This window comes from Burkholderia sp. Ac-20345 (assembly GCF_017104825.1).
GTDB lineage: Bacteria > Pseudomonadota > Gammaproteobacteria > Burkholderiales > Burkholderiaceae > Burkholderia > Burkholderia lata_B.
The window spans coordinates 126,266-149,718 of sequence record NZ_JAAGPO010000002.1 but is presented as its reverse complement, the minus strand read 5'-3'; the positions used below and the strand labels follow the sequence as shown (position 1 = coordinate 149,718).

14 protein-coding genes are annotated in these 23,453 nt (G+C 62.9%); all 14 read left to right on the top strand.

Annotated features, from left to right (window positions below; all coding sequences use genetic code 11):
- Positions 1 to 43: 43 nt before the first annotated feature.
- The 14 genes from G3O06_RS01790 to G3O06_RS01725 all read left to right on the top strand — a co-directional run bounded on the left by G3O06_RS01790 (position 44) and on the right by G3O06_RS01725 (position 23,422).
- Positions 44 to 529 (top strand): Hcp family type VI secretion system effector, encoded by a 486-nt coding sequence (locus tag G3O06_RS01790; protein WP_205814721.1) that lies wholly within the window; start codon positions 44 to 46, stop codon positions 527 to 529.
- A gap of 80 nt (positions 530 to 609) precedes the next feature.
- Positions 610 to 1,113 carry a type VI secretion system lipoprotein TssJ gene (gene tssJ / locus G3O06_RS01785; RefSeq protein ID WP_205814720.1) on the top strand — a complete coding sequence of 168 codons (504 nt, stop codon included), beginning with the start codon at positions 610 to 612 and terminating at the stop codon, positions 1,111 to 1,113.
- A 31-nt stretch (positions 1,114 to 1,144) separates the two neighbouring features.
- Positions 1,145 to 2,491 (top strand): type VI secretion system baseplate subunit TssK, encoded by a 1,347-nt coding sequence (gene tssK, locus G3O06_RS01780; RefSeq protein ID WP_205814719.1) that lies wholly within the window; start codon positions 1,145 to 1,147, stop codon positions 2,489 to 2,491.
- Between the two features lie 51 nt (positions 2,492 to 2,542).
- Entirely contained in the window at positions 2,543 to 3,805 is a 1,263-nt protein-coding gene (gene tssL, locus G3O06_RS01775) for a type VI secretion system protein TssL, long form (RefSeq protein ID WP_205814718.1), read from the top strand.
- 25 nt (positions 3,806 to 3,830) lie between these two features.
- Positions 3,831 to 7,892, top strand: a complete 4,062-nt coding sequence (gene tssM, locus G3O06_RS01770; RefSeq protein ID WP_205814717.1) for a type VI secretion system membrane subunit TssM — start codon at positions 3,831 to 3,833, stop codon at positions 7,890 to 7,892.
- 18 nt (positions 7,893 to 7,910) lie between these two features.
- A complete protein-coding gene (icmH, locus tag G3O06_RS01765; protein ID WP_205814716.1) occupies positions 7,911 to 9,176 on the top strand; it encodes a type IVB secretion system protein IcmH/DotU in 1,266 nt (421 codons plus the stop codon).
- Between the two features lie 39 nt (positions 9,177 to 9,215).
- Positions 9,216 to 9,467 (top strand): PAAR domain-containing protein, encoded by a 252-nt coding sequence (locus G3O06_RS01760; protein WP_205814715.1) that lies wholly within the window; start codon positions 9,216 to 9,218, stop codon positions 9,465 to 9,467.
- Between the two features lie 19 nt (positions 9,468 to 9,486).
- On the top strand, positions 9,487 to 12,249 hold the full coding sequence (tssI, locus tag G3O06_RS01755) for a type VI secretion system Vgr family protein (RefSeq protein WP_205814714.1): 2,763 nt from the start codon (positions 9,487 to 9,489) through the stop codon (positions 12,247 to 12,249).
- The gene (locus G3O06_RS01750; RefSeq protein ID WP_205814713.1) at positions 12,246 to 13,436 is read left to right on the top strand and encodes a hypothetical protein; all 1,191 of its coding nucleotides are present in this window, start codon (positions 12,246 to 12,248) and stop codon (positions 13,434 to 13,436) included. The genes tssI (G3O06_RS01755) and G3O06_RS01750 overlap by 4 nt, the downstream gene beginning before the upstream one ends.
- Positions 13,437 to 13,464: 28 nt before the next feature.
- Entirely contained in the window at positions 13,465 to 14,325 is an 861-nt protein-coding gene (locus G3O06_RS01745; protein WP_205814712.1) for a hypothetical protein, read from the top strand.
- Positions 14,326 to 14,327: 2 nt separating this feature from the next.
- On the top strand, positions 14,328 to 15,482 hold the full coding sequence (locus G3O06_RS01740) for a hypothetical protein (protein WP_205814711.1): 1,155 nt from the start codon (positions 14,328 to 14,330) through the stop codon (positions 15,480 to 15,482).
- Positions 15,483 to 15,484: 2 nt separating this feature from the next.
- Positions 15,485 to 18,220 (top strand): type VI secretion system Vgr family protein, encoded by a 2,736-nt coding sequence (gene tssI, locus G3O06_RS01735; protein WP_205814710.1) that lies wholly within the window; start codon positions 15,485 to 15,487, stop codon positions 18,218 to 18,220.
- A gap of 47 nt (positions 18,221 to 18,267) precedes the next feature.
- A complete protein-coding gene (locus G3O06_RS01730) occupies positions 18,268 to 22,980 on the top strand; it encodes an RHS repeat-associated core domain-containing protein (protein ID WP_205814709.1) in 4,713 nt (1,570 codons plus the stop codon).
- Between the two features lie 13 nt (positions 22,981 to 22,993).
- The gene (locus G3O06_RS01725; protein WP_205814708.1) at positions 22,994 to 23,422 is read left to right on the top strand and encodes an NTF2 fold immunity protein; all 429 of its coding nucleotides are present in this window, start codon (positions 22,994 to 22,996) and stop codon (positions 23,420 to 23,422) included.
- Positions 23,423 to 23,453 lie beyond the last annotated feature (31 nt).

The window sequence follows — 23,453 nt, the reverse complement described above, 5'->3', positions numbered from 1 at the left end:
TGCGCGGCATCTTTTTATTGATTTAAGAAAAGGAGTACTACGTATGGCACAGGATATTTTCCTCAAAATCGACGGCATCAACGGCGAATCGCTCGACGACAAGCACAAGGACGAAGTCGAAGTTCTGAGCTGGGAATGGGAAATCCTTCAGGAGTCGACGATGCATGCCGGCAGCGGCGGCGGCGCAGGCAAGGCGACGGTCAAGGATCTGACGTTCGAGCACAACATCGATCGCGCGAGCCCGAACCTGATGAAGTACGCGCTGACGGGCAAGCATATCGACCAGGCGACGCTCGTGATGCGCAAGGCCGGCGGCAACCCGCTCGAGTACCTGAAGGTCACGATGAGCGACGTGATCGTCACGCGCGTGAAGCCGTCGGGCAGCAAGCTGGACGCAGAAAAGAGCCGCGAGACGGTGTCGCTGTCGTTCGCGAAGGTGAAGCAAGAGTATGTCGTGCAGAACGCGCAGGGCGGCAGCGGCGGCGCCGTCACGGCCAGCTTCGACATCAAGGGCAACAAGGAAGCGTAAGCAGGCGTTGCGCTGCGCGTCGGCACGGTTGTCTTGCCGCACGCGCAGCGCCTGCCTCCGTCTCCCAAGGTGATATCTGCATGCGTTCGATCCTGACTGCCGCCTCGCTCGCCAGCGTAACGATTCTCTCGGCCTGTGCGAGTGGCGAGCCGAAGCCCAAGGAGCCGATCCGGCTTGAGTTGACCGTCAACGCCCAGGCCGACGTCAACCCGGACGATCGTGGCCGCGCGGCGCCGATTGTCGTACGCCTCTATGAACTGAAGAACGACAACGCCTTCAAGGCAGCAGATTTTTTTACGTTGCAGACGCAGGACAAGACGGTGTTGGCGGACGATGTCGTCAAGCGCGACGAGCTGCAGCTGCGTCCCGGCGAGCACCAGACGATTGTGCGGCGACCCGCGGCGGATACGACCGCCATCGGCGTGATTGCGGCCTATCGCGACCTGCCGAATTCGGTCTGGCGGACGGTCTACACAATGCCTGCGTCGCCCGACAAGGCGTGGTACCGCATCTCAACGCCAAAGCTGAAACTGACTGTCGATCTTGAGGCCAAGGCCGTCAAGATCGAGGAAACCAAGAAATGAATCACGTCGCTCAACGAAACGGACGATACGCATGAGCTGGTACGCCAAGGTCGCCTGGCAGGAAGGGCTGTTTTTCCGTCCGCAACTGTTCCAGCAACAGGATCGCTACTTCGAGAAGTATGCGCACATGCGTGCGGCGCCGCTGTCGCCGTTCTTCTTTGGCTTTGCGCATTACGCGCTCGACCTGGAATCGCTGGCGCTGGGTAAGGTGATCGTCAAGTCCGCCGCCGGCGTCTTTGCCGACGGCTCGCCGTTTGATGCGCCGGGCAACACGCCGCTGCCGCCGCCGTTGACGATCCGGCCGGAGCACCTCGATCAAGTGATCTATCTGGCGGTGCCGGTGCGTCTGCCGAACTGCGAAGAGACGACGTTCGAGAACACGCCGGATTCGCTGGCGCGCTACCTCGTGTTCGATACCGAGTTGCGTGATACGAACTCGATTGGCCTTGCGCCCGAGCCGGTGCAGCTGTCGAACCTGCGTTTGCGCCTGATGCCCGAAAAGGAGCTCGGCGATGCGTGGATCGGCCTTGCGCTCACGCGTGTGAAGACCATTCGCGCGGACGGCAGTATCGAGCTCGACGACACGCTCGTTCCTCCGGTGTCGGGCTATGGTGCGAGCGGCTTGCTGACGAGCTGGGTCACGAAGATTCACGATCTCGCACGCCTGCGTGCGAATGCGCTTGCGCAACGGCTGGCGGGCACCGACGAGACCACTGCGAGCGCCGCGACGGTCACCGACTACCTGCTGCTGCAGATCCTGAACCGGTATGAGCCGCTGCTGCAGCACATGCTGCGCGTGCCGACCACGTCGCCGGCCGACGTCTATGCGCTGTTGATCAGCATGGCAGGCGAACTGTCGACACATCTGCGCACGGATACGCGCCGGCCGCTCGACACGCATCCGCCTTATCAGCACACGACGCCGCACCTGTGTCTGAAGCCGGTCGTCGACGATACCCATCGGCTGCTCAACGCCGTGCTGGTGCGCAGCGCGCAAAGCATCGCACTCGAAGACCGTGGCCATGGCATGCGAAACGCCGTGGTCGATCCGGTCGACATGCAGGGATTTACCGCCGTCGTGCTGGCCGTGCATGCGGCCATGCCGCCGGACGTACTGCAGCAGCAATTCCTTGCGCAAGCGAAGGCCGGCCCGTCCGACAAGCTCCCGAGCCTCGTGCGCAGCCACCTGCCGGGCATTGGCTTGCAGGCGCTGCCCGTGCCGCCGCGGCAGATTCCGTTCAATGCGGGCTATATCTATTACGAGCTGACCCAGGGTGGACCGCTCTGGGACGAAGTGGTGCGCCACGGCGGGCTCGCGCTGCACGTGGCGGGCGAGTTCCCGTCGATCAAACTCGAACTGTGGGGCGTGCGCGCGTAAGCACGAAACGGCAACCATGAATTCACGAAACGCGATCCGCTACGTCTGTCCATGAGCAATTCATCTACCGGCACCGGTGTGTCCGAGGAACGAACAGCGCCTGCATCCGTTCTCCAGCAGTCCGCTTCAACGGGCGGGACCGTCGTTCCATTTCGGGAGCGGCTCATTGCGGTCGAGCAGGCGTCCAATCCGTTGCGGGAAGCGGCACGGCCGCTCCTGCGTGCGCTCGCGGACATGCCGGACCGTCTCGCCCCCGAGGAGACCTTCGCACTTCGAGACCTTCTCGAACAGGAGGTGCGCACGTTCCAGAAGCTTTGCGAGCAGACGAACATTCGCCGCGACCACACGATCGGCGCGCGCTACTGCCTGTGCACGGCGCTCGATGAGGCGGCGACGCAGACCGCATGGGGGAAGGGGGGATCGTCCGGGATCGAATGGATCAGCAACGGCCTTGCCACCACGTTCCATGAGGACCGTCAGGGCGGCGAGAAAGTCTATCTGCTGATTGGCCGACTGCTCGCCGAACCGCGCGAGCATCAGGATTTGCTGGAAGTCATCTACGAGATTCTCAGCCTGGGCTTCGAAGGGCGCTATCGACACGAGGCGAACGGCAAGCGCAAGCACGATGCGATTCGCCAACGGCTCTACACCGAGATCACCTCGCAACGCGGGATCGCACCCACGGCGCTATCGCCTCACTGGCAGTCGGATGTGAAAGGCAAGCGGATGTCTTTCTATGATTTTCCGGTCTGGATCACCGTCACGTTGCTGTCGGTGATTCTGCTGGGTCTGTTCGGCTGGTTCAAATACGAACTCATGAGCCGCAGTGCCGCCGTGGAAAAGCAGATCGCCGATATCGGCCGGATGACGCCCCCGCCCGCACCGCCGCAATTGCATCTGAAGCAACTGCTCAAGGACGAAATCGCGGCAGGGACCGTCAGCGTCGACGAGGATGCACGTCACAGCGCAGTGACGTTCCGGGGCGATGCGATGTTTCCGCCTGGTGGCGTCACGATCAAGAGTGCGATGGCGCCGCTCGTCGCAAAAATCGCGGGGGAGATCGCGAAGGTGCCGGGTAAGGTCACCGTCCTGGGGTACACGGACAACCTGCCGATCCGTAGCCGCCAGTTCCCCTCAAACGAAGCGCTGTCGGAGGAGCGGGCGACGCAGGTACTGCAGATGCTGCAAGCAGCCGGTGTACCGGCCAACCGTCTTGAAGCAGTCGGCAAGGGCGACGCCGATCCGATTGGCGATAACCGCACTGCTCAGGGCCGCGCGCAGAACCGGCGCGTCGAGATCGTCGTCGCGCAATAGGCCAGATCTGCTTCCGGAATAGACCATGAAGAAGTTTTTGTCATTTCTCGCATCGCGCCAGTTTCTCGCGTTCCTCGCGCTGATCGTTGTCGCGCTGGTGATCTGGTTCGTCGGACCGTTCTTCGCGTTCGGTGGGCTCAAGCCGCTGGCTGGCGCCGGCATGCGGGTGCTGCTGATCGCGCTGGTGCTCGTGGGCATGTTGCTCTGGCTCGGGGGCTCGTCGACGAGCATCGTGTTCGTCGCGCTGTTGTGTCTGCTGATCTGGTATGCGGCACCCTTGCTGTCGTTCGGCCACACTGCGCCGTTCGAACCGGTGTCGGCCCGGGTCGGCGCGATTGCGCTGGTGGTGGTGGTGTTCGCGCTGTTCTGGATGTTTCGGCTTTGGCAGAAGATGCGCGAGGACGAGGCATTCCTGAAAAAAGTGCTGCGTTTCGGCGGCAAGACGGAGGAATCCCCTGCTGCATCGCGTCTGAAAAAGGTCGAAGCAATCGTCGCGAGCGCGCTGGCGCGGCTGAAATCGATGCGCACGGGGGCGCGCGGACCGGGCAAGCTGTTCCAGGGCAAGCGCTACCTGTATGAATTGCCGTGGTACATCACACTCGGTTCGCGAGGGACAGGAAAGACGAGCGCGCTGCTCAACGGTGGCTTGGCGTTTCCGATCGCCGAGCAAATGCAGCGGGCGGCCGGAACCTCGACGGGTGACGCCGCGGCCGTGGACTGGTGGCTGACCAACGATGCGGTGCTGATCGACACGGCCGGCTATTACACGCGCCATGGCACCTCGACGGCGAAGGAAGGTGAGGGGCTGGCCCCACCCTCGGATCGGCCGACAACGGCTGCATCGGGTGAGGGTAAGGCAAGCAGCGAGGCAACGAAGGCCGATGCGTCCGGCGATACCCAGCCGGCGGCCGTTGCCAAGTCGAGCGCCAATATCGTTCCGATTCGTGCCGATTCGGCTGAGCAACGCGAGGCGCTTGATCGCGCGGAATGGCTGGGTTTCCTCGGCATGCTGCGCCGCCACCGCCCCCGTGCCCCCATCAATGGCGCGCTGCTGGCCGTCGATCTTGACTCGCTGGTTGGAGCAGATGAGCAGAAACGCCTCGCAGAGGCGTCGGCGCTGCGTGCGCGACTGGGCGAACTGCGCAGTGAGCTCGGCATCCGTTTCCCGGTCTACGTGCTCATCACGAAAATGGACCGCCTGACGGGGTTTGCCGAGTATTTCAGCGGCCTGACGGCCGAGAGCCGCGCGCAAGCATGGGGTTTCACGTTGCCGTACGGCAAGGAGACGGTTGCGAAGGAAGGCTTGCGCGCGCGTTGCCGCGATGAGCTGATGCAGATGGCGGGACGGCTGTCCGGCATGATTCACACGCGCCTGCAGGATGAGGATGAGACGCACAAGCGTCGGCAGCTCGCCGCGTTGCCGGAGGAGTTCGCCGCGCTGGTCGGGCCGCTCGTCGACCTGATCGATCGGGTGTTTCTGGATTCCCGTTACGACGATACGCAGCTTCATTCGACACTTCGCGGCGTCTATTTCACGAGCGCGCAGCAAGGCGGCGGCCCCGTTGTTGCCGAGCGCGACACGGTCGTGCAACGCCTTGCGCCGAAGCAAGGGCAGGCAGTTGCCGCCGACAATGAGGGCAACCGGAGCTTCTTCCTGCACGACGTCCTGACTCGGGTCGTGTTTCCGGAAGCGCACCTTGTCAGTCCCAACTTGCGCTGGGAATACCGCTATCGGCTGCTGCGTCTGGTCGGCCATGCGCTCGCCTTGCTGCTGTTCGTCTGGCTCGCACTCGGACTGCGCGTGAGCTTTGGCAACAACAGCGACTACCTCGACGTCATTGGTCGCAAGGTCCAGGCATTGGCGGCCCGCGTGACCCAGCTGTACAAGGACCCGAAACCGGAGGCCGTGCCCGACACGCTGACCGAAGCGCGCTATTTGCCGACCTTTCCGAATCTGGACCTGTCCGATCCTGGTAGTGCATGGCGGTATGGCCTCTATACGCCACCGAACATCGTGACGGAGAGTGGTCACACCTATGATGCGCTGGAGGACAACCTGCTGGTGCCGCAAATCGTCCATCGGATGGAAGACGTGATGTCCGGTGCGATCGCCAACAAGGATCCGAAGGCCGCTTACGATGCGCTGCGCGTGTACCTGATGCTTTACGATAAGGCGAAATTCAATGCCGGCGACGTGAAGACCTGGGTGCTCGACGACTGGGCGAAAAACGACAGCGCAGCGATTTTTGGCGGTCGTGCGTCGATGATCGACCACGTGCAGCAGCTCTTCTCCGGCGACCGTGTCGTGAAATCGCCGCTCATCCGTAACGATGCGCTGATCCAGCAGGCTCGTGCGTTTCTCGACGGCAGCAACGCGACGGATCGCCTGTATCAGCGCGCGAAGGCCGCGATGCTGAAGGAGGCGCCGGACGAGTTCACGTTGCTGCGCGCGGTCGGGCCGCAGGCCGGCACCGTGTTTACGCGGGCGAGCGGCCAGCCGCTCTCGCGCGGCGTGCCGGGTCTCTTCTCGTTCGATGGTTACCGGAACCTGTTCGACAAGCGGCTTCCCGAGTTTGTGCAGATTGCGCGCGACGATGATGCATGGGTGATGGGCCGCTCGTACCTGGGCGAGGCTCAAAAAAAAACGGCTGAGATCGTGAGCACGGTAACCGGCGCGGACGATGCATTGACAGACGCAGTTCGTCGTGAGTATCTGCTGGAGTACGCGCAACAATGGGACGCGTTTCTCAACGATATCCGGACGGTGAGCGGCACGAGCCTTGCGTTCAACCTTCAGGTGCTGCGCAGCTTCGCGGCGCCTGACTCGCCGCTCGGCCGCCTCGCTCGCGCGGCCGTGCATGAAACGACCCTCACGGCACCGGTCACCGGATCGGACGGATCATTTCTGCAGAAGGCGGCCGACCAACTCAACCAGAAGGCCGACAAGGCGCTTGGCATCCGCGCATCGGAGCGTGTCGAACGCGAACTCGTCGACAACCATTTCGCCGCGCTGCGCGAGGTCGTGACGGGCAATGCCGATTCTCAGGCCGGCTCCCAAGCGGTGGCCGCCCAGGCCGGAAAGACCGGTCTCGACGGCGTGACGAACTTGTTGAACGACTACTACACGGCGCTCACGGTCTCCGACAACGCGCTGTCGAACAACAGCATGCCGCCGGCGAGTGACACGGCCGCGAAGCTCAAGATGACGGCCAACACGATGCCGGCGCCGTTCCGTGCAGTGCTGCTGCAGCTTGCCGCGGACGGTTCGCATGAGGTCAATCAGGGGATCGGTCAGCTCCTGTCGCGTCAGATGCAGGCAGTCGTCGGTGACACGTGCCGGCTCACCATCGAGGGAAACTATCCGTTCTCGCCCGACAGCAAGCGCGATGTCAGCATCGACGATTTCACCCGTGTGTTTGCGCAGGGTGGCGTGATCGATGACTTCTTTGCGAAGACGTTGGCGCCGTTCGTCGATACCTCGGCGAAGCCGTGGCGTTACAAGACACTGGCCGGCGCAACGGAACCCGTCCAGGGGCCGAGCCTTGAGCCGTTCGAGCATGCGAAAGCGATCCGTGATGTCTTCTTCAACGACCCCGGCCATAAACAGCTGACGTGGAAGGCCGATATCCGCATTCCGGAACTGGATCCGACGATCACCAGCCTGTCGCTTGACATCGACGGGCAGACGACGCTCTATCAGCACGGTCCAGTTGCACCGTTTGCAGTGACGTGGCCCGGGCCGCGCGGCGGCGTTCATACGGAAATCACTGCCAATCCTCGCATCCGTCCCGACACGTCGACAAGCGCGGCCGATGGCCCATGGGCGCTGATGCGCTTGCTCCAGAAGGGGCAGGTGATTGAAACCGCCACGCCCGGCCGTACCCGCGTCGCCTTCGATTTTGATGGGCGCAAGGCTGTGCTCGATATTGCCAGTACAGGGAGCGTGGCGAATCCGTTGACGAGCGACGTGCTGAGGACCTTCCGCTGTCCGAGTTCGATGCCGGTGTTCAACCTGTCGGATAGCGGGCCGCCCCCTGGGCTGCCGCGCGGTATGACGCCGGCGAGCCCGGCAAATGTCACCCAGTAACGGCAAGGGGCAGGCACGGTGACGACTTCGACACTCGACTCGCGAAACTACGCCGGCGTTCTGGCGTCGCCGCCGCTCAGCGCGCGACTCAAGGCGGCGGTGCAATCGGTCAATCCGTTGCTTGAATCTGCGCGCGTCTTGCTGCTCGCGCTGGCGGATACGCCCGCCGCACTGGAACCTGACGCCGTCTTGCAGCGGCGCAAGTGGCTTGAACAGGAACTGCGGATGTTTTTGCGGGTGTGTCGTGAGCTGGAGTTGCCGTCGGACCAGGTTGCGCGGGCGAGCTATTGCCTGAGCGCCGCCCTTGACGAGGCTGCGATGCAAACCCGCTGGGGCAGAGGCGAAGGGACCGGCACCGAGTGGCAGGCCAGCAGCCTCGCTGTGGCGATGGGCCATGATCGACAAGGCGGCGATCGCGTCTTCCATGTGATCGACGAGGTGCTGAACGACCCGCGCGGTCAACTCGACCTGATTGAACTGTTCCAGAACGTCCTCGATCTTGGCTTTCGTGGACGATATCGCTTTGAGCACGATGGTGCGCGACGGTTGCTGAACATTCGCGAGCGCGTGCACGGCGTGGTGATGGCAGGAGAACAGGGCGCGGAACCTGTCGACGCGCCAAATGCAGCGGTGGATCGCCTTGCCCCCGACCATCGAGGCGGCCAGTCGGTCGCATCGTCGGGACGGATGGTCGATCCATGGGTACGCCCGGCTCGCGCGCGTCGGTCACGCTGGTGGATTGTCGCCGGTGCCGTGGCAGCGCTGCTGGCGGGTGCGGGAGGCTACGCCGCAGTCAACGGATGGTTGCACACGGAGCCATCCACGCAGGCGCCGTTACCGATCGATCGGTTGGGGGAGGTGTTGCGCGAGCAACTGCGCGACGAAGTCGCCGCCGGGAATGTCGAGCTGATCCAGGACCCGATGGCCAACGCGCTGACGCTCAGATTCAACGGAATGTATGCGTCGGGCGATGTGACGGCGGCCCCGTGGTGGGCGTCCATGATGGCATCGGTCGGACGGGCCATCGCGGCCTCGCCGGCCACGATGCACGTGCTCGTCACGGGATTCACCGACAACGTGCCGGCGAACTCCGCCCATCAGGGTTCGAATCACGCGCTGTCCAAGGCCCGTGCCGAGCAGGTCGCGCAGATCTTCGCGGCGGCCGGCGTGCCGAAGGACCGCATCAGCGTGGTGGGACAGAGCGATGCCGATCCGCTGGCCGATAACGTATCGAAGGAAGGGCGGTCGAGAAACCGTCGCGTCGAAGTGACCGTGTCGAATTGATGCATGTAACGGAATCACCCATTTACATCGGAGCTGGATATGCAGGATGCGCAAGGTCGAAATATGGTGCGCCTGGGCGACACCACCGATCACGGCGGCAAGGTCGTCGAGGCGACTGACGAGTTGAAGCATCACGGCATCTCTGTCGCGCTGGATCAGCACGGGGTGATGTGTCCGAAATGCGGCGGCATTTTTCCGCTGCTGGCGACGGGTCCGCGCACGCATCGCGGTCGCCTTGTCGGCTACGTCGGTGACAAGACGGGCTGCGGCGCGACCGTGATCGGTTCGTGACCGAGGGAGAGGCTTCATCATGGTGACATTCGCCCAAGCACGCACGCTGTCGATTTCAGGCGCGGCGCTGCCCACCTATTCGACCGGCGGGCTGCCGGTGTTCGCGCCAGTGCGACTGCAGGGTAGCGAGGCGATCGGCCGGCTCGAAGCCTGCCGCTACCTGGTCACGCTGCGCACCGACGACGCGTTCGCGTTCTCGCCGAGCGTCACCGCCAACCTCGATCTGGACAAGCTCGTCGGCACCGAGGTGACGGTGTCGATCCAGCTCGAAGGCAAGGGCCAGTTCATCCCGGGGCTTGCGGGCAACGCGGGGCTCGGCAACATCGGCGCGGGCACGCGCGAGATCACGGGGCTGGTGACCGCGGCGCGCGTCGCCGGCGAGGACCGCCACTCGATCCTGTACGAGCTCGAGCTTCGCCCGTGGCTGTATCGCGCGACGCTCACGCAGGACTGCCGGATCTTCCAGGACATGAGCGTGGTGGAAATCACCGACGCGGTGCTCGCGAAGTATCCATACCCGGTCGACAAGCGCCTGGCCGGCGCGTTCCGCGGCATCTATCCGAAGCGCGACGTGCAGCGGCAGGCGTTCGAGACCGACTGGGCGTTCCTGCAGCGGCTGTGGGAGGAATGGGGCATCTGGTGGTGGTTCGAGCATGAGGGCGGGCACCAGCGGCTCGTGCTGTGCGACACGACGGGCGGGCACCATCCGCACGGCGCCGCTTACGAGACGGTGCGCTACCTGTCGGCGGACGGCAAGCGGATCGACGAGGAGCACATTCACGCGCTGTCGGTGACGAGCCGGCTCACGTCCGGCAGCGTGACGGTGGTGGACTACGACTACACGCGTCCTCGGGCGAACCTGACGGTCACCGAGGAGAATCCACGCAAGACGGCGAGCGCGGACGGCGCGGTCTACGACTGGGGCGACTACAGCCAGCCGCTGGCAGGTGCACAAGGGGTGGCAGGCCAACCGAACGACACCGAGCAGGAGTCCCGGCACCTGGCGCGCGTCCAGTTGGAGGCACGCCGCTGCGCGGGCCTGCGCGCGAACGGCCGCGGCAACCTGCGCGGGCTGACGGTGGGCCGCACGTTCGCGCTGACGGGCTATCCGCAGCAGGCGGCGAACCGGGAATACGTGGTGCTGGCGTCGACGCTCGACATCGAGGAGGTCGCGGACCGTGCCGGTGCCGGGCAGACATACCGATGTGAAGCGCAGTTCGAGCTGCTGCCGGCGAACGAGCCGTTCCGGCTCGAGCGCAGCGTGGCGAAGCCGGTGCTGAGCGGTCCGGAGAAGGCGATCGTGGTGGGGCCGGCCGGGCAAGAAGTCTGGACCGACCGCTTCGGCCGCGTGAAGGTCCAATTCCAGTGGGACCGGCAGGGCAAGCTCGACGAGCATGCCGGGATCTGGCTGCGGGTGGTGTCGCCGTGGCAGGGCGCCGATATGGGTGCGACGTTCCTGCCGCGCATCGGCCACGAAGTGGCGGTGAGCCACTACTACGGCGATCCGGACCTGCCGGTGATCACGGGCAGCCCGGTGAACGAGTTTCGTCAGCCGACGCTGGACTTGCCGGCGAACCAGGCGGTGGCGGTGCTGCGTGGCCGGGAGTTCCAGGGCACAGCGTCCGGCCACGTGGCGATCGACGATACGCAGGGGCAGATCCAGACGCAGCTTGCGAGCGACGCGGGCACCTCGTTGCTGGCGCTGGGGAACATCCGTCGGATCGTGAAGAAGACGGGCCGGGCGGACGCGCGCGGCAAGGGCTTCGACCTGCGCACCGACGACTGGGGCGTGGTGCGCGCGCTGCGGGGACTGTTCGTGTCGACGGACGGCCAGGCGAACGGCGCGGGCCAGGCGAAGGAAGCGAAGGCGGCGGTGGGCCGGCTGACGCGGGCGCGGGAGCTGCAGGAGAGCCTGTCGGGGCTGGCGCAGCAGCACGAGGCGCAGCAGCGCGACGCGGACCAGAGCGAGGTCGCGAAGGCGATCAAGGCGCGCAACGACGCGATCCGGGGCGATGCGCCGGCGGGCGAGACCGACTTCCCGGAGCTGAAGGAAGCGGATCTGGTGCTGGCGAGCGCAGCGGGTATCAGCGTGGCGGCCGAGCGTAACTTGCACGCGGCGAGCAATGAGGACGTCGCAGTGACGAGCGGGCGGCATGTGGGGCTCGCGGTGGGGCATTCGCTGTTCGCGAGCGTGTCGAACGCGTTCTCGCTGTTCGTGCACAAGGCGGGGATGGCGCTGGTGGCGGCCGCGGGCAAGGTACGTATCGAGGCGCAGACCGACGGCATCGATGTGAAAGCGAAGCAGTCGATCAAGATCGAGAGCACGACCGACAGTATCCATCTCTACGCGGCGAAGGAAATCCTGCTGCACGCCGGCAGTACGCAGATGCGTATCAGCGATCAGGGTTACACGGTGCATACCGCCGGCGAGCACACGGTCCACGCGGGCAGCCACCAGACGGTGGAGCCACAGGCCAAACCCGTGAAGATGCCGCTGACGGATATCAAGGATGCAAAGGTCGCGGAGCATTTTGTTCTCGTCGAGGGTGGCTCGGGTTGGGTGATGCCGAACCTGCGGTATCGAATCACACTGAGCGACGGGCAGGTCGTCGAAGGTATAAGTAGCGCGACCGGCGAGACATCGCTTGTGATGGGCGAGAGCATGCAGATCGCGACGATCGAGTTGATGCGCAAAGATGGATCAATCATTTCGACCCATCAGACTTCAGTGACCCGAGACGCCAAGGCGACGTTTGACTCTTCGAGGAGCGATCGAGCATGAGCAAGACCAAACTTGGCAAGCACTCGACCGCCAAAAACAACGCAGGGCAACCGACCAGCGAGAACAAGGCCGCCTTGTATCCGATTTGCAGTCCGGATAGATGGGGCCTGCGTTTTTCCGATGCGGATTCCGATCCGAAGCGCAAGGGAGCGCTTGCCTACCCAGTGGCCCGTGACTACGCAAAGCTCATGGAACCTTTGCTGACCGGAGTGCAGTGGGGCAACGCATATTACGGACCAGTCGGCAGCACGCCAAAGCTCAAGTTGCAGTGGCCGCTGGACACGAATGCGAAAAAGGGGCTTGTTGATCTGATCATGCCTGTCATGGCGGCAGCGCTGACTGCCCGGTCGCCGGATGGTGGTGGTATTCCGGTTGAAGCCGTTCCGCAGGGGATCACACTGGGCGATTCCCAGGGCGCCAGTGACGAAGACGGCCATTTCAATGCACAGGATTGGAGCTTGGTTCTTGTGTTGAGCAAACTCAAAGGACTGTTTGACGTCACGTCTGATTCAACCGACGCTGGAACGCGGTACGAAGCACTCAAAACACTGAAGGCATTCGCCGACACGATTTATCACGAGTCACGACATTGCCAGCAGTCGTTCTGGATTTACGCGTTTGTTCAGCAGCACCCCGATAATTTCCCGGGCACCCAGATCGACAAATGGCCAGGTGCTAGTACCGCAACACACAAGAATGCAATGGCGATTGCATCGCAGTCCGCGACAACGCCTATTCCCGACGATCCGCCGATGATCGCGGGCATCAAGCGTATGGCGGTCGCCCAGTACCTCTACTCGCTCAGCGTATGGCGTAGTGTGAAGGGCTTTCACCCGCTATACCTGCCGGATGACGCTTCCCTGCAGAAGGAATACGAAACGGTCCGCGCGCTCGCGGTCGACTGGCTAAAAAACGTAGGTCACGGAGGAACTCCAATTGATATCGATGGCATGGTGGCAGAACCAAACCGTTGCTCCGTGGCTTACCGGGCGAGGCCGTGGGAAAACGACGCGTTCTTCTGCGGCGACATGGCGAGCGCCTATTGGGACGAAATCGCTGGGTACGGCTTTCAAATCCATGCTGCTGACCAGTGCAGCAATGCTTATGACTTTGCCTACGCCCACCCTGAGCCGGGCAGAAACCCAGACGGCACAACAAAGCTCGGTACCAGCGGGGAGGGGCAGTGAGATGGGTGAGTCGGCAACCAAGAAGCAGATGGACGCTTCTCAGCAGGAGCAGTTGCTGCGAATTTTCGGTATTGGCCTGCAATGGTCCACTGGAGAAATTTCCTTCGATGAAGTGACGCGAAGTCTGGGGGCACCTTCTCGCTATGATGCAAATGCATGGGATGCGGGCGCTGGCAAGAGCGAATATTCCTATTTTCTGGATGGGATGACTGTAGATTTTATCTACGACAAAGCGCGGCTCGTTGACGGAAAGCCCGCAGTGAAGGAGTTGCGGATCGACGTGGACGAACACGTCCAAACGAACATACCGAAGGAGAGCTACGAAGCGCGGCTTCCACTGCATCGGCTTGTGGTTGGGGAATCGATCGACGGCGTGCGTATCGAAACATCTCCCTACTTTCTCCCGGCCGGTATCGTCGCCGCAGATAACCCGAATCGCGCACGGTTCAGCTATCGACAGGTTCTTTCGCCTGACTCGCCTTTCGACGTCTACGTCGGTGTCGACTATCTCGGCAAATTCGAGAATGACGGCCCCGAGTTTCGTAGCCTCAAAAATTCGGTGAACCTGCGTGCTATCCAGATCTATCGCGTGTATCTGACGCCCAAGGAGTTGCAGCAGCGAGAACAGGCCAAGCGGCAGAAGTATGGCGAGATGGGCCTGCGTACGGGCATGCCTTGTCCGGAGACAGGTGTCTGGCAGGGCTTCGCGGAGAACTGCACGCCGGACGTAACGGTCGTTTGGAAGGACAAGAAATTCCCGAGCGTGCGCACGTTGACCCATCAGGAGGAGCGCGATCAGCGCAGAGCCACGAACTGGGTCGATGGGCAGTGGATGTGGTTGAGGGAATTTGACGACAGCAAGCCGCACGTGAACGACAAGGGAATTTGATCATGCTGACACTGACGCAGGTGTGCACTCGGTCGATTCCGGGTGCGGTGTTGTCCGCCTGTTATTCCGAGCGAGGCCATGGGAGAACGCTGCATTCGCGTGTGGCGAGATGGCAACTGCTTACTGGAATGCACGCATGGGGCTCGGCCTTGCGACCTAAGCGCCGGATCAGTGTAGCCACGCTTATCAGTTCGCTGATTCTAAGCGCTTTCGTCGCCGAGCCGACGTGGGCTCAGGAACGGGTGGGACTGGCGAAGGGCAATGAGATGAGTGCGAGGACGGTAGGCAAGCCGATGACGGATGAGCAGCAAGCTGCACTCATGCATTTCGCCGAGATTGGCCTGAAGTGGGTCTCGGGAGAGGTCTCGTTTGATGAGGTCGTGAAGGTTTTCGGAAAACCGGACTATCAAACGGAAGACTCAAATTCGATTCAATATGCGTTTTATCCAGAAAAAGTAATGTCGGTCCGATTTACGCTGGACAAGCTGAACTTGATCGATGGAAGGCCACGCATCGGTGCGTTTTCGATCAAGGTGAACGACGGTATACATACGGACGTCCCGTATGACCGGTTCGAAAAACTAGGTCTGCGTCGCGTGGAACGCGGCGAGTCGATCGATGGAGTTCGTGCCGAACAGGGTGATTTCTTTTATCCCGCAGGTGTCGCAGATGTTAACGGCACGCGCCCACGGAACTATGCGACGTTTAGCTACCGCCTTCCGCTATCCGCCGATTCACCATTCGATGTGTATGCCGGGTTCGGCTATCTCGGCGATTGGATTAACGAGGCGAGCCGCGCCTGGACATTGAGCAATTTCCGCAATGCGGTGGATCTACGGATCTTGAACATTGCGCGCAATTATCTGACGCCGGCGGAGTTGCAGCAGCGGGAGCAGGCGAAGCGCCAGAAGTACGGCGAGATGAACCTGCGTACGGGCATGCCTTGCCCGGAAACGGGAGTCTGGCAGGGCTTCGCGGAGAACTGTACGCCGGACGTAACGGTCGTGTGGAAGGGCCGGAAATTCCCGAGCGTGCGCACGTTGACCCATCAGGAAGAGCGGGATCAGCGCAGATCCACGAGCTGGGTCGACGGGCAGTGGATGTGGTTGAGGGAATTTGACGACAGCAAGCCGCACGTGAACGACAAGGGAATATGATCATGCTGACACTCACGCAGGCGCGCACGCTGTCGATATCGGGCGCGGCGCTGCCCACCTATTCGACCGGCGGGTTGCCGGTGTTCGCGCCGGTCCGGCTGCAGGGTGGCGAGGCGATCGGCCGCCTCGAGGCCTGCCGCTACCTGGTCACGCTGCGCACCGACGACGCGTTCGCGTTCTCGCCGAGCGTCACCGCCAACCTCGATCTGGACAAGCTCGTCGGCACCGAGGTGACGGTGTCGATCCAGCTCGAAGGCAAGGGCCAGTTCATCCCGGGGCTTGCGGGCAACGCGGGGCTCGGCAACATCGGCGCGGGCACGCGCGAGATCACGGGGCTGGTGACCGCGGCGCGCGTCGCCGGCGAGGACCGCCACTCGATCCTGTACGAGCTCGAGCTTCGCCCGTGGCTGTATCGCGCGACGCTCACGCAGGACTGCCGGATCTTCCAGGACATGAGCGTGGTGGAAATCACCGACGCGGTGCTCGCGAAGTATCCATACCCGGTCGACAAGCGCCTGGCCGGCGCGTTCCGCGGCATCTATCCGAAGCGCGACGTGCAGCGGCAGGCGTTCGAGACCGACTGGGCGTTCCTGCAGCGGCTGTGGGAGGAATGGGGCATCTGGTGGTGGTTCGAGCATGAGGGCGGGCACCAGCGGCTCGTGCTGTGCGACACGACGGGCGGGCACCATCCGCACGGCGCCGCTTACGAGACGGTGCGCTACCTGTCGGCGGACGGCAAGCGGATCGACGAGGAGCACATTCACGCGCTGTCGGTGACGAGCCGGCTCACGTCCGGCAGCGTGACGGTGGTGGACTACGACTACACGCGTCCTCGGGCGAACCTGACGGTCACCGAGGAGAATCCACGCAAGACGGCGAGCGCGGACGGCGCGGTCTACGACTGGGGCGACTACAGCCAGCCGCTGGCAGGTGCACAAGGGGTGGCAGGCCAACCGAACGACACCGAGCAGGAGTCCCGGCACCTGGCGCGCGTCCAGTTGGAGGCACGCCGCTGCGCGGGCCTGCGCGCGAACGGCCGCGGCAACCTGCGCGGGCTGACGGTGGGCCGCACGTTCGCGCTGACGGGCTATCCGCAGCAGGCGGCGAACCGGGAATACGTGGTGCTGGCGTCGACGCTCGACATCGAGGAGGTCGCGGACCGTGCCGGTGCCGGGCAGACATACCGATGTGAAGCGCAGTTCGAGCTGCTGCCGGCGAACGAGCCGTTCCGGCTCGAGCGCAGCGTGGCGAAGCCGGTGCTGAGCGGTCCGGAGAAGGCGATCGTGGTGGGGCCGGCCGGGCAAGAAGTCTGGACCGACCGCTTCGGCCGCGTGAAGGTCCAATTCCAGTGGGACCGGCAGGGCAAGCTCGACGAGCATGCCGGGATCTGGCTGCGGGTGGTGTCGCCGTGGCAGGGCGCCGATATGGGTGCGACGTTCCTGCCGCGCATCGGCCACGAAGTGGCGGTGAGCCACTACTACGGCGATCCGGACCTGCCGGTGATCACGGGCAGCCCGGTGAACGAGTTTCGTCAGCCGACGCTGGACTTGCCGGCGAACCAGGCGGTGGCGGTGCTGCGTGGCCGGGAGTTCCAGGGCACAGCGTCCGGCCACGTGGCGATCGACGATACGCAGGGGCAGATCCAGACGCAGCTTGCGAGCGACGCGGGCACCTCGTTGCTGGCGCTGGGGAACATCCGTCGGATCGTGAAGAAGACGGGCCGGGCGGACGCGCGCGGCAAGGGCTTCGACCTGCGCACCGACGACTGGGGCGTGGTGCGCGCGCTGCGGGGACTGTTCGTGTCGACGGACGGCCAGGCGAACGGCGCGGGCCAGGCGAAGGAAGCGAAGGCGGCGGTGGGCCGGCTGACGCGGGCGCGGGAGCTGCAGGAGAGCCTGTCGGGGCTGGCGCAGCAGCACGAGGCGCAGCAGCGCGACGCGGACCAGAGCGAGGTCGCGAAGGCGATCAAGGCGCGCAACGACGCGATCCGGGGCGACGCAGCGGCGGGCGAGAACGACTTCCCGGAGCTGAAGGAAGCGGATCTGGTGCTGGCGAGCGCGGCGGGCATCAGCGTGGCGGCCGAGCGCAACTTGCACGCGGCGAGCAACGAGGACGTCGCGGTGACGAGCGGTCGGCACGTGGGGCTCGCGGTGGGTCATTCGCTGTTCGCGAGTGTGTCGAACGCGTTCTCGCTGTTCGTGCACAAGGCGGGGATGGCGCTGGTGGCGGCTGCGGGCAAGGTGCGCATCGAGGCGCAGAGCGACGGCATCGACATGAAGGCGAAGCAGTCGGTTGGCGTCATGAGCACCACGGACAGCATCGAGCTCCACGCGGCCAAGGAGATCGTCCTGCATGCCGGCAGCACCGAGGTCCGCATCAGCGACCAGGGCTACACGGTGCATACCGCGGGCGAGCATACGATTCACGCGGGTAGCCACCAGACGGACGGGCCGCAGGGACAAGGCGGGGGATTCCCGCCATTTCCCAAATCCGGACCTGGCCAGCTGGAAGTGTTGCGCCACTACGTAACAGATGCGCCGGTCGATAAGAACACCATCTCTGTGAAAGACAGCCTCGGCGCAGTGCACAAGGGAACGCTCGATGCATCCGGCCGCGCGATTGTGAGTGGGTTGGCACCCGGCGCGGTCAACGTGCAATACGGGCACGATCCGCACGATGCCTGGGTCATGAGCAGCTACCTGAAACAGTCCGGGTGGCAGCCGGCAGGTGCGGCCTGACACGAATCGGCCAGTCCCTCTATCCATTCCACAGTCCGAACAAGAACATGGCTGACAAACAGCAGTCCCTTCCGTCCGTCGACGCGGCGATCGTGCCGCTCAATCAGGTTCACATCGCCGATCTCGAGGCCGGGGCATCACATTTCGACAACTGGCTGCGAACGGCGAGCGGCGGCTACGTTACGCTCGAGCGCATCAAGGAGGTGTCGGCCGCAATGCCCGTTTTGGGCAACATCATTGCCGCTGTCGACGTGTGCGGCGATGTCTCGAAGCTGATCGAGAATCGGAACGTTCAGCCTCGGTCCGAAGCCGAGAAGATCGACCGGGTGCTCGATTGGGCGAACCTGGCGATCAACCTGATCGGGGTGCTGCCGATTCCACCGGGGACAGCCGCTGCTCGCATGTCGTTGCGCCCGACGCTCGGTCTGGTGCGCCAGGCCGTCAAGGCCGGCGCAAAGGATCTCGCCACTGCGTCGGTCGCCGTGATCGCTGGGCATTTCACGGCCACCCTGATGGGTGAATTGAAGCCGTTTGTCGAGCAGGCAAAGGCAAGGCTGACCGAGCTACTGAAGGAAGCGGGGAGCGAGGCCGAGAAGCGGCTACATCAGCTGGCCGACGGACTGGATGCATTGGCCTCTGGGCGCTTGACCGATCCGAATGCGAATCTCGCGGCGGCACGCCAGAAGGCATCGCGCGTTTCGGCCAGCTCGCTAATTCACGACCCGACCAAAACGCTCGGAGACCTGTTCGGCGCCGTGTGGGAGGTATACAAGGCGGGCGCGAAGGCAGAGGTGAATTTCGTCGTTTCGCTGACTCCGGATGAGGCTCGATCGACTGTCCGACATCTAGCGGCCGATATTCGCGCCAGCATCCCGGACGTCAAGAAGCGGATCCAGAGCCTGTCCAGCGACGATGTCGGTACGGTGATGTACATGCTGAACATCCTCATTCGCGCGATTCAGGTGTACGAAGACAAGAAGCATCATCTCGCTGCGACGGTCGACAGCAACAAGAGAAACCAGGCGAAGCGTAAGGAAGGGGGCGAGCAAGTTACCAATGTCGGCAAGGAGGCCAAGGCCCAGAAGCCTGGGCCCGGTTGTCTTTGCGGGATGGCCCAGCCGCCAGCGCGAGTCGGTGGTTCGATCGGCTTGGGACTCGGAGACGAGTCGTTCACGCATACGGATTTCGTATTGCCCGGAATCGTTCCGGTCGAGTGGGCGAGGACGTATCGCTCGAACTTCGATGCGCATGATGAGCAGGGGCCGCTCGGACCGCGATGGACGACGCCATATCACGTCGCATTCGAGGCGAAGGACGACGGGTTTGTCTATCACGACGCCTCGGGAAGAAGTCTCACCTACCCGGCGTTTCAGCTGGGCCAGCCACATCACGATTCAATTGAGTCTTGCACGATCACCCGTGATTCGGACGATTGCATCCGGCTCGTGCGCAGCGAAACGCTGACCGAGACCTACGAGCGGCACGGAACGCGTTTCGTGCTCGGAAAGATCGAGGACCGTTCAGGTAATGCGGTGACGCTGGAGTGGGTGGAAGGTTTGCTCGCCCGGATCAAGATGGCGGACATAGTCGCGGCGGTGACGCACGACAACGTCGGCCGCATCATGCGCGTCGCGCTGGTCGACAGCGCGGGAACGGCGAACCGCACGCTCGCGCGGTATCGCTATGACGAGGCAGGCGATCTGGTTGAGGCAAACGACGAGAATGCAGCGTCGTGGAGCTACGCCTACGTGCATCACCTTGTCACGCGTTACAGCGACCGCACTGGACGTGGGATGAATTTGGAGTGGGACGGCACGCACCTGGACGCGAAGGCGATTCACGAATGGGCTGACGACGGCACATTCGACACCCGTCTGACCTGGCACGATCAACTGCGCTTGACCTTCGTGACCGACGCGCTTGGCAATACGACCCAGCAGTACTACGACATCGACGGCTATGTGTACCGGATCGTCTATCCCGACCACACCGAAGAGTGGTTCATGCGTAACGCGGACAAAAACGTGACGCGGCACGTGTTCCCTGATGGCACTGAGGAATCGTTCACGTGGGACGGGGCAGGACAGATGACTTCGCACACGCAGCGTGACGGACGCATCGCGTATTACGTGTACGACCGGCACGGGAATTTGACGGGGTTGCAGGATCCGGAAGGTCATCGCTGGGAGCGGTACTACGACAGTAAGGGTCGCGTGACCGAGGCGCTCGACCCGCTCGGCCGCGTAACGAAGTATGAATACGATCGCGCCGGCCTGCCGGTCGCGATCACTGATCCGAAGGGCGGTACGACGAAGATCGCATGGCAGACCGACGGACAGATCGCGAGCTACACAGACTGTTCGGGCAAGACCGCCACGTGGAAATACGACGACCGCGGTCAGCTGGTTCAGCAGCAGAACGCGGTCGGCGAAATCATGCGCTACGGCTACGAGGCTGGTCAGCTTGCGTGGGTAACGCGGCCAGCGGGTTTGCGCGACACATTTGCGCGCGATGCCGAGGGCCGGCTGCTCGAACACGTGGATGCGCTGAACCGATCGACGCGTTATACCTATACGGCGGCTGGCCTGCTGGCTAAGCGACTCAACGCCCGCGGCGATTCGGTCGAGTATGGCTGGAACCGGCTTGGGCAGATCGCTACGCTGCGCAACGAAAACGGACGGGAGTATCGGTTCGGCTACGACACGGAGGGTCGTCTCACCAGCGAAACGGACTTCGACGGACGCGAAACCCGGTACTACCGTGCTGCGGGCAGCGGACTCGTGACGAATCGTCTGTACGGCGGCGTTATGCATGCGTTCGAATACGACGCGATGGGTCGGCTTGAATGCCGACGTGGTTGGTCGGCGCAGTTCACGGACCGTGGGCAAGTCTTCCTGAATCCGCAAGGTGAGGCGGCTGTCGAGAGCGAGTCGTTCAAGTACGACGGTCTGGGCCGGCTGGCGCTTGCGGTCAACGATCAATCACGCGTGCACTGCTTCTACGATCCCGTAGGAAATCTGGCGCGCGAGCACATGCACATGCGGGTCGAAGGCAACGAATACGAGTTCGTGTGGCGGCACGAGTACGACGAAGTTGGAGCGCGAGTTGCGACCATTCGGCCGGATGGCCATCGGTTGGACTGGCTTACCTACGGTTCCGGTCACGTGCATGGCGTCATGCTCGACGGGCGGACCGTTGCAAACTTCGAGCGCGACGACACGCACCGTGAGACGCAGCGCGAGCTCGGTAACGGACTGACGCAGTCGACACATTACGACGAGGCCGGGCGACTCGCGCGGCAGCTGCTGCAAGGCACGGGTGGCAAGGTGATGGAGCGGCGCTACCAGTTCGACGCCGCAGGCCAGTTGACCCAGATCACGGACCTGCGTCGCGGCGAGATGCAGTACGCGTATGACCCGATTGGCCGACTGACGCGCGCGCAGTCGTCGCTTGGGGTCGAGACGTTCTCGTTCGACCCGGCGAGCAACATCGCCGAAGCGAAGGAGCGCGACGAACACGGCATCGGCGTGTTGGGCGGGGCACGATCCGCACCGCTGCTGGACAATCTGCTGAAGGGCTATGCGGGCACACACTTCACATACGACCAGCAGGGCAATCTGAACGAGCGCATGCATAACGGCGAACGCACGGACTTCGAATGGAGCAGTCTCGGCCGGATGGTGTCGGCACGCGACCGGCACATGCACGCGACGTACACGTACGACGCGCTCGGCCGCCGGATCGCGAAGCTGACGGAGCCGCAGGTGCCCTATCTGGCGGGCGCCGGTAGTGGCTGGCGGGATGCGGAGCGTCAACGTCTGAAGCTGGAACGTGGTTACGGCTTCACATTGTACGGTTGGGATGGCGACACGCTGGCGTATGAGACGTCGTGGGAGAAACGCGAGACGACACACTACGTGTATGAGCCGGGGAGTTTCACGCCGCTTGCGCTGGCCACCGGGCCGGCGATGTTAGACGACGGCGATGTCGCCGCGTCAGCGTTTGCGCGCATCGCTTACTACCATTGCGATCAGATCGGCACACCACAGGAGGTCAGTGACGAGTCGGGGGAGGTCGCCTGGTCCGTGCGCTACAAGGCGTGGGGCGAGGCAAGAGAGGTTATCAGCGAAGCGGCACGCAAGGCAGGAATCAGTAACCCGCTGCGCTTCGTCGGCCAGTATTTTGATTCCGAGACGGGTCTTCACTATAACCGGCACCGGTACTATGATCCGAGTAGCGGACGGTTCGTATCGAAAGACCCCATCGGGCTCGCCGGCGGCATCAACGTCTATCAATACGCACCTAACCCGGTCGAATGGGTCGACCCTCTTGGCCTCTGGGGCTCGAATCCGCTTACGAAATATCGATACAACCAGAACGGCACACTCAAGAGCGCAACCGCTAAGATTCGTCCCGAGGATCTGGGCACTGGTACCACGACCAATGCAAGCTCACGCGCGGCGGCTCGGGCCTTTGGATGTGCTAGCGATGATGCTGGGCACCCGATCGCACGCAACCTTGGCGGTCTTGGTGGCGTCAAGGAAGTCTTTCCTCAAGATCCGAGCACCAATCGAGGGCCATTCAGAGATTTCGAAGGCGACATTGCTCAGCACGTGAGCAATGGCAGTAACGTGATCGTCCGGGTTGTGCCGCAGTATGGATCAGGTTCAACTCGCCCTGATTCGATTCTCTATCAAGCCAGAGTAAATGGCGTAACACACTCACAAGTATTTAAAAATCCTTGTCCGTGTTCTTGCTGAATTGGAGGTAACTATGACATCGCTTGAGCGGCTTCATGCTTTTATTGCGGATATGCTGCAATGGGAAACGACCTTCCATGCGAAACGTAGATCGCAGGAATACAGGCAGAATGCCGCTCTGCGCGAACAGAGCGATAAGGAAGCGAAGGAGAAGTTGGAGAATATTTTTAAAGAGTATCTCAGTATGAATGCACTAGAGACTAGGGCAAAGGGGCGACTAGATCTGTTGAATACCGGTCAACCTCCAGAGTTTGCGCAGCGGGTGCTGAACGATACAGAATGCAAAGTTGGAAAGGTGGTTTATATCGAAGCTCTGAACGAGAAAGATCTGGCGCCGCATCGTCGCTATGCGATAGTGATGGAAAATGATGTGCCCAAGATCGATGCAGTGTTTTCGCGTCTGAATGAAGGCGCGAAATGGGGCAAGCGACATTCAATCTGAGAGGGGCGGTCTCGAGATATGTGTCCGCGAT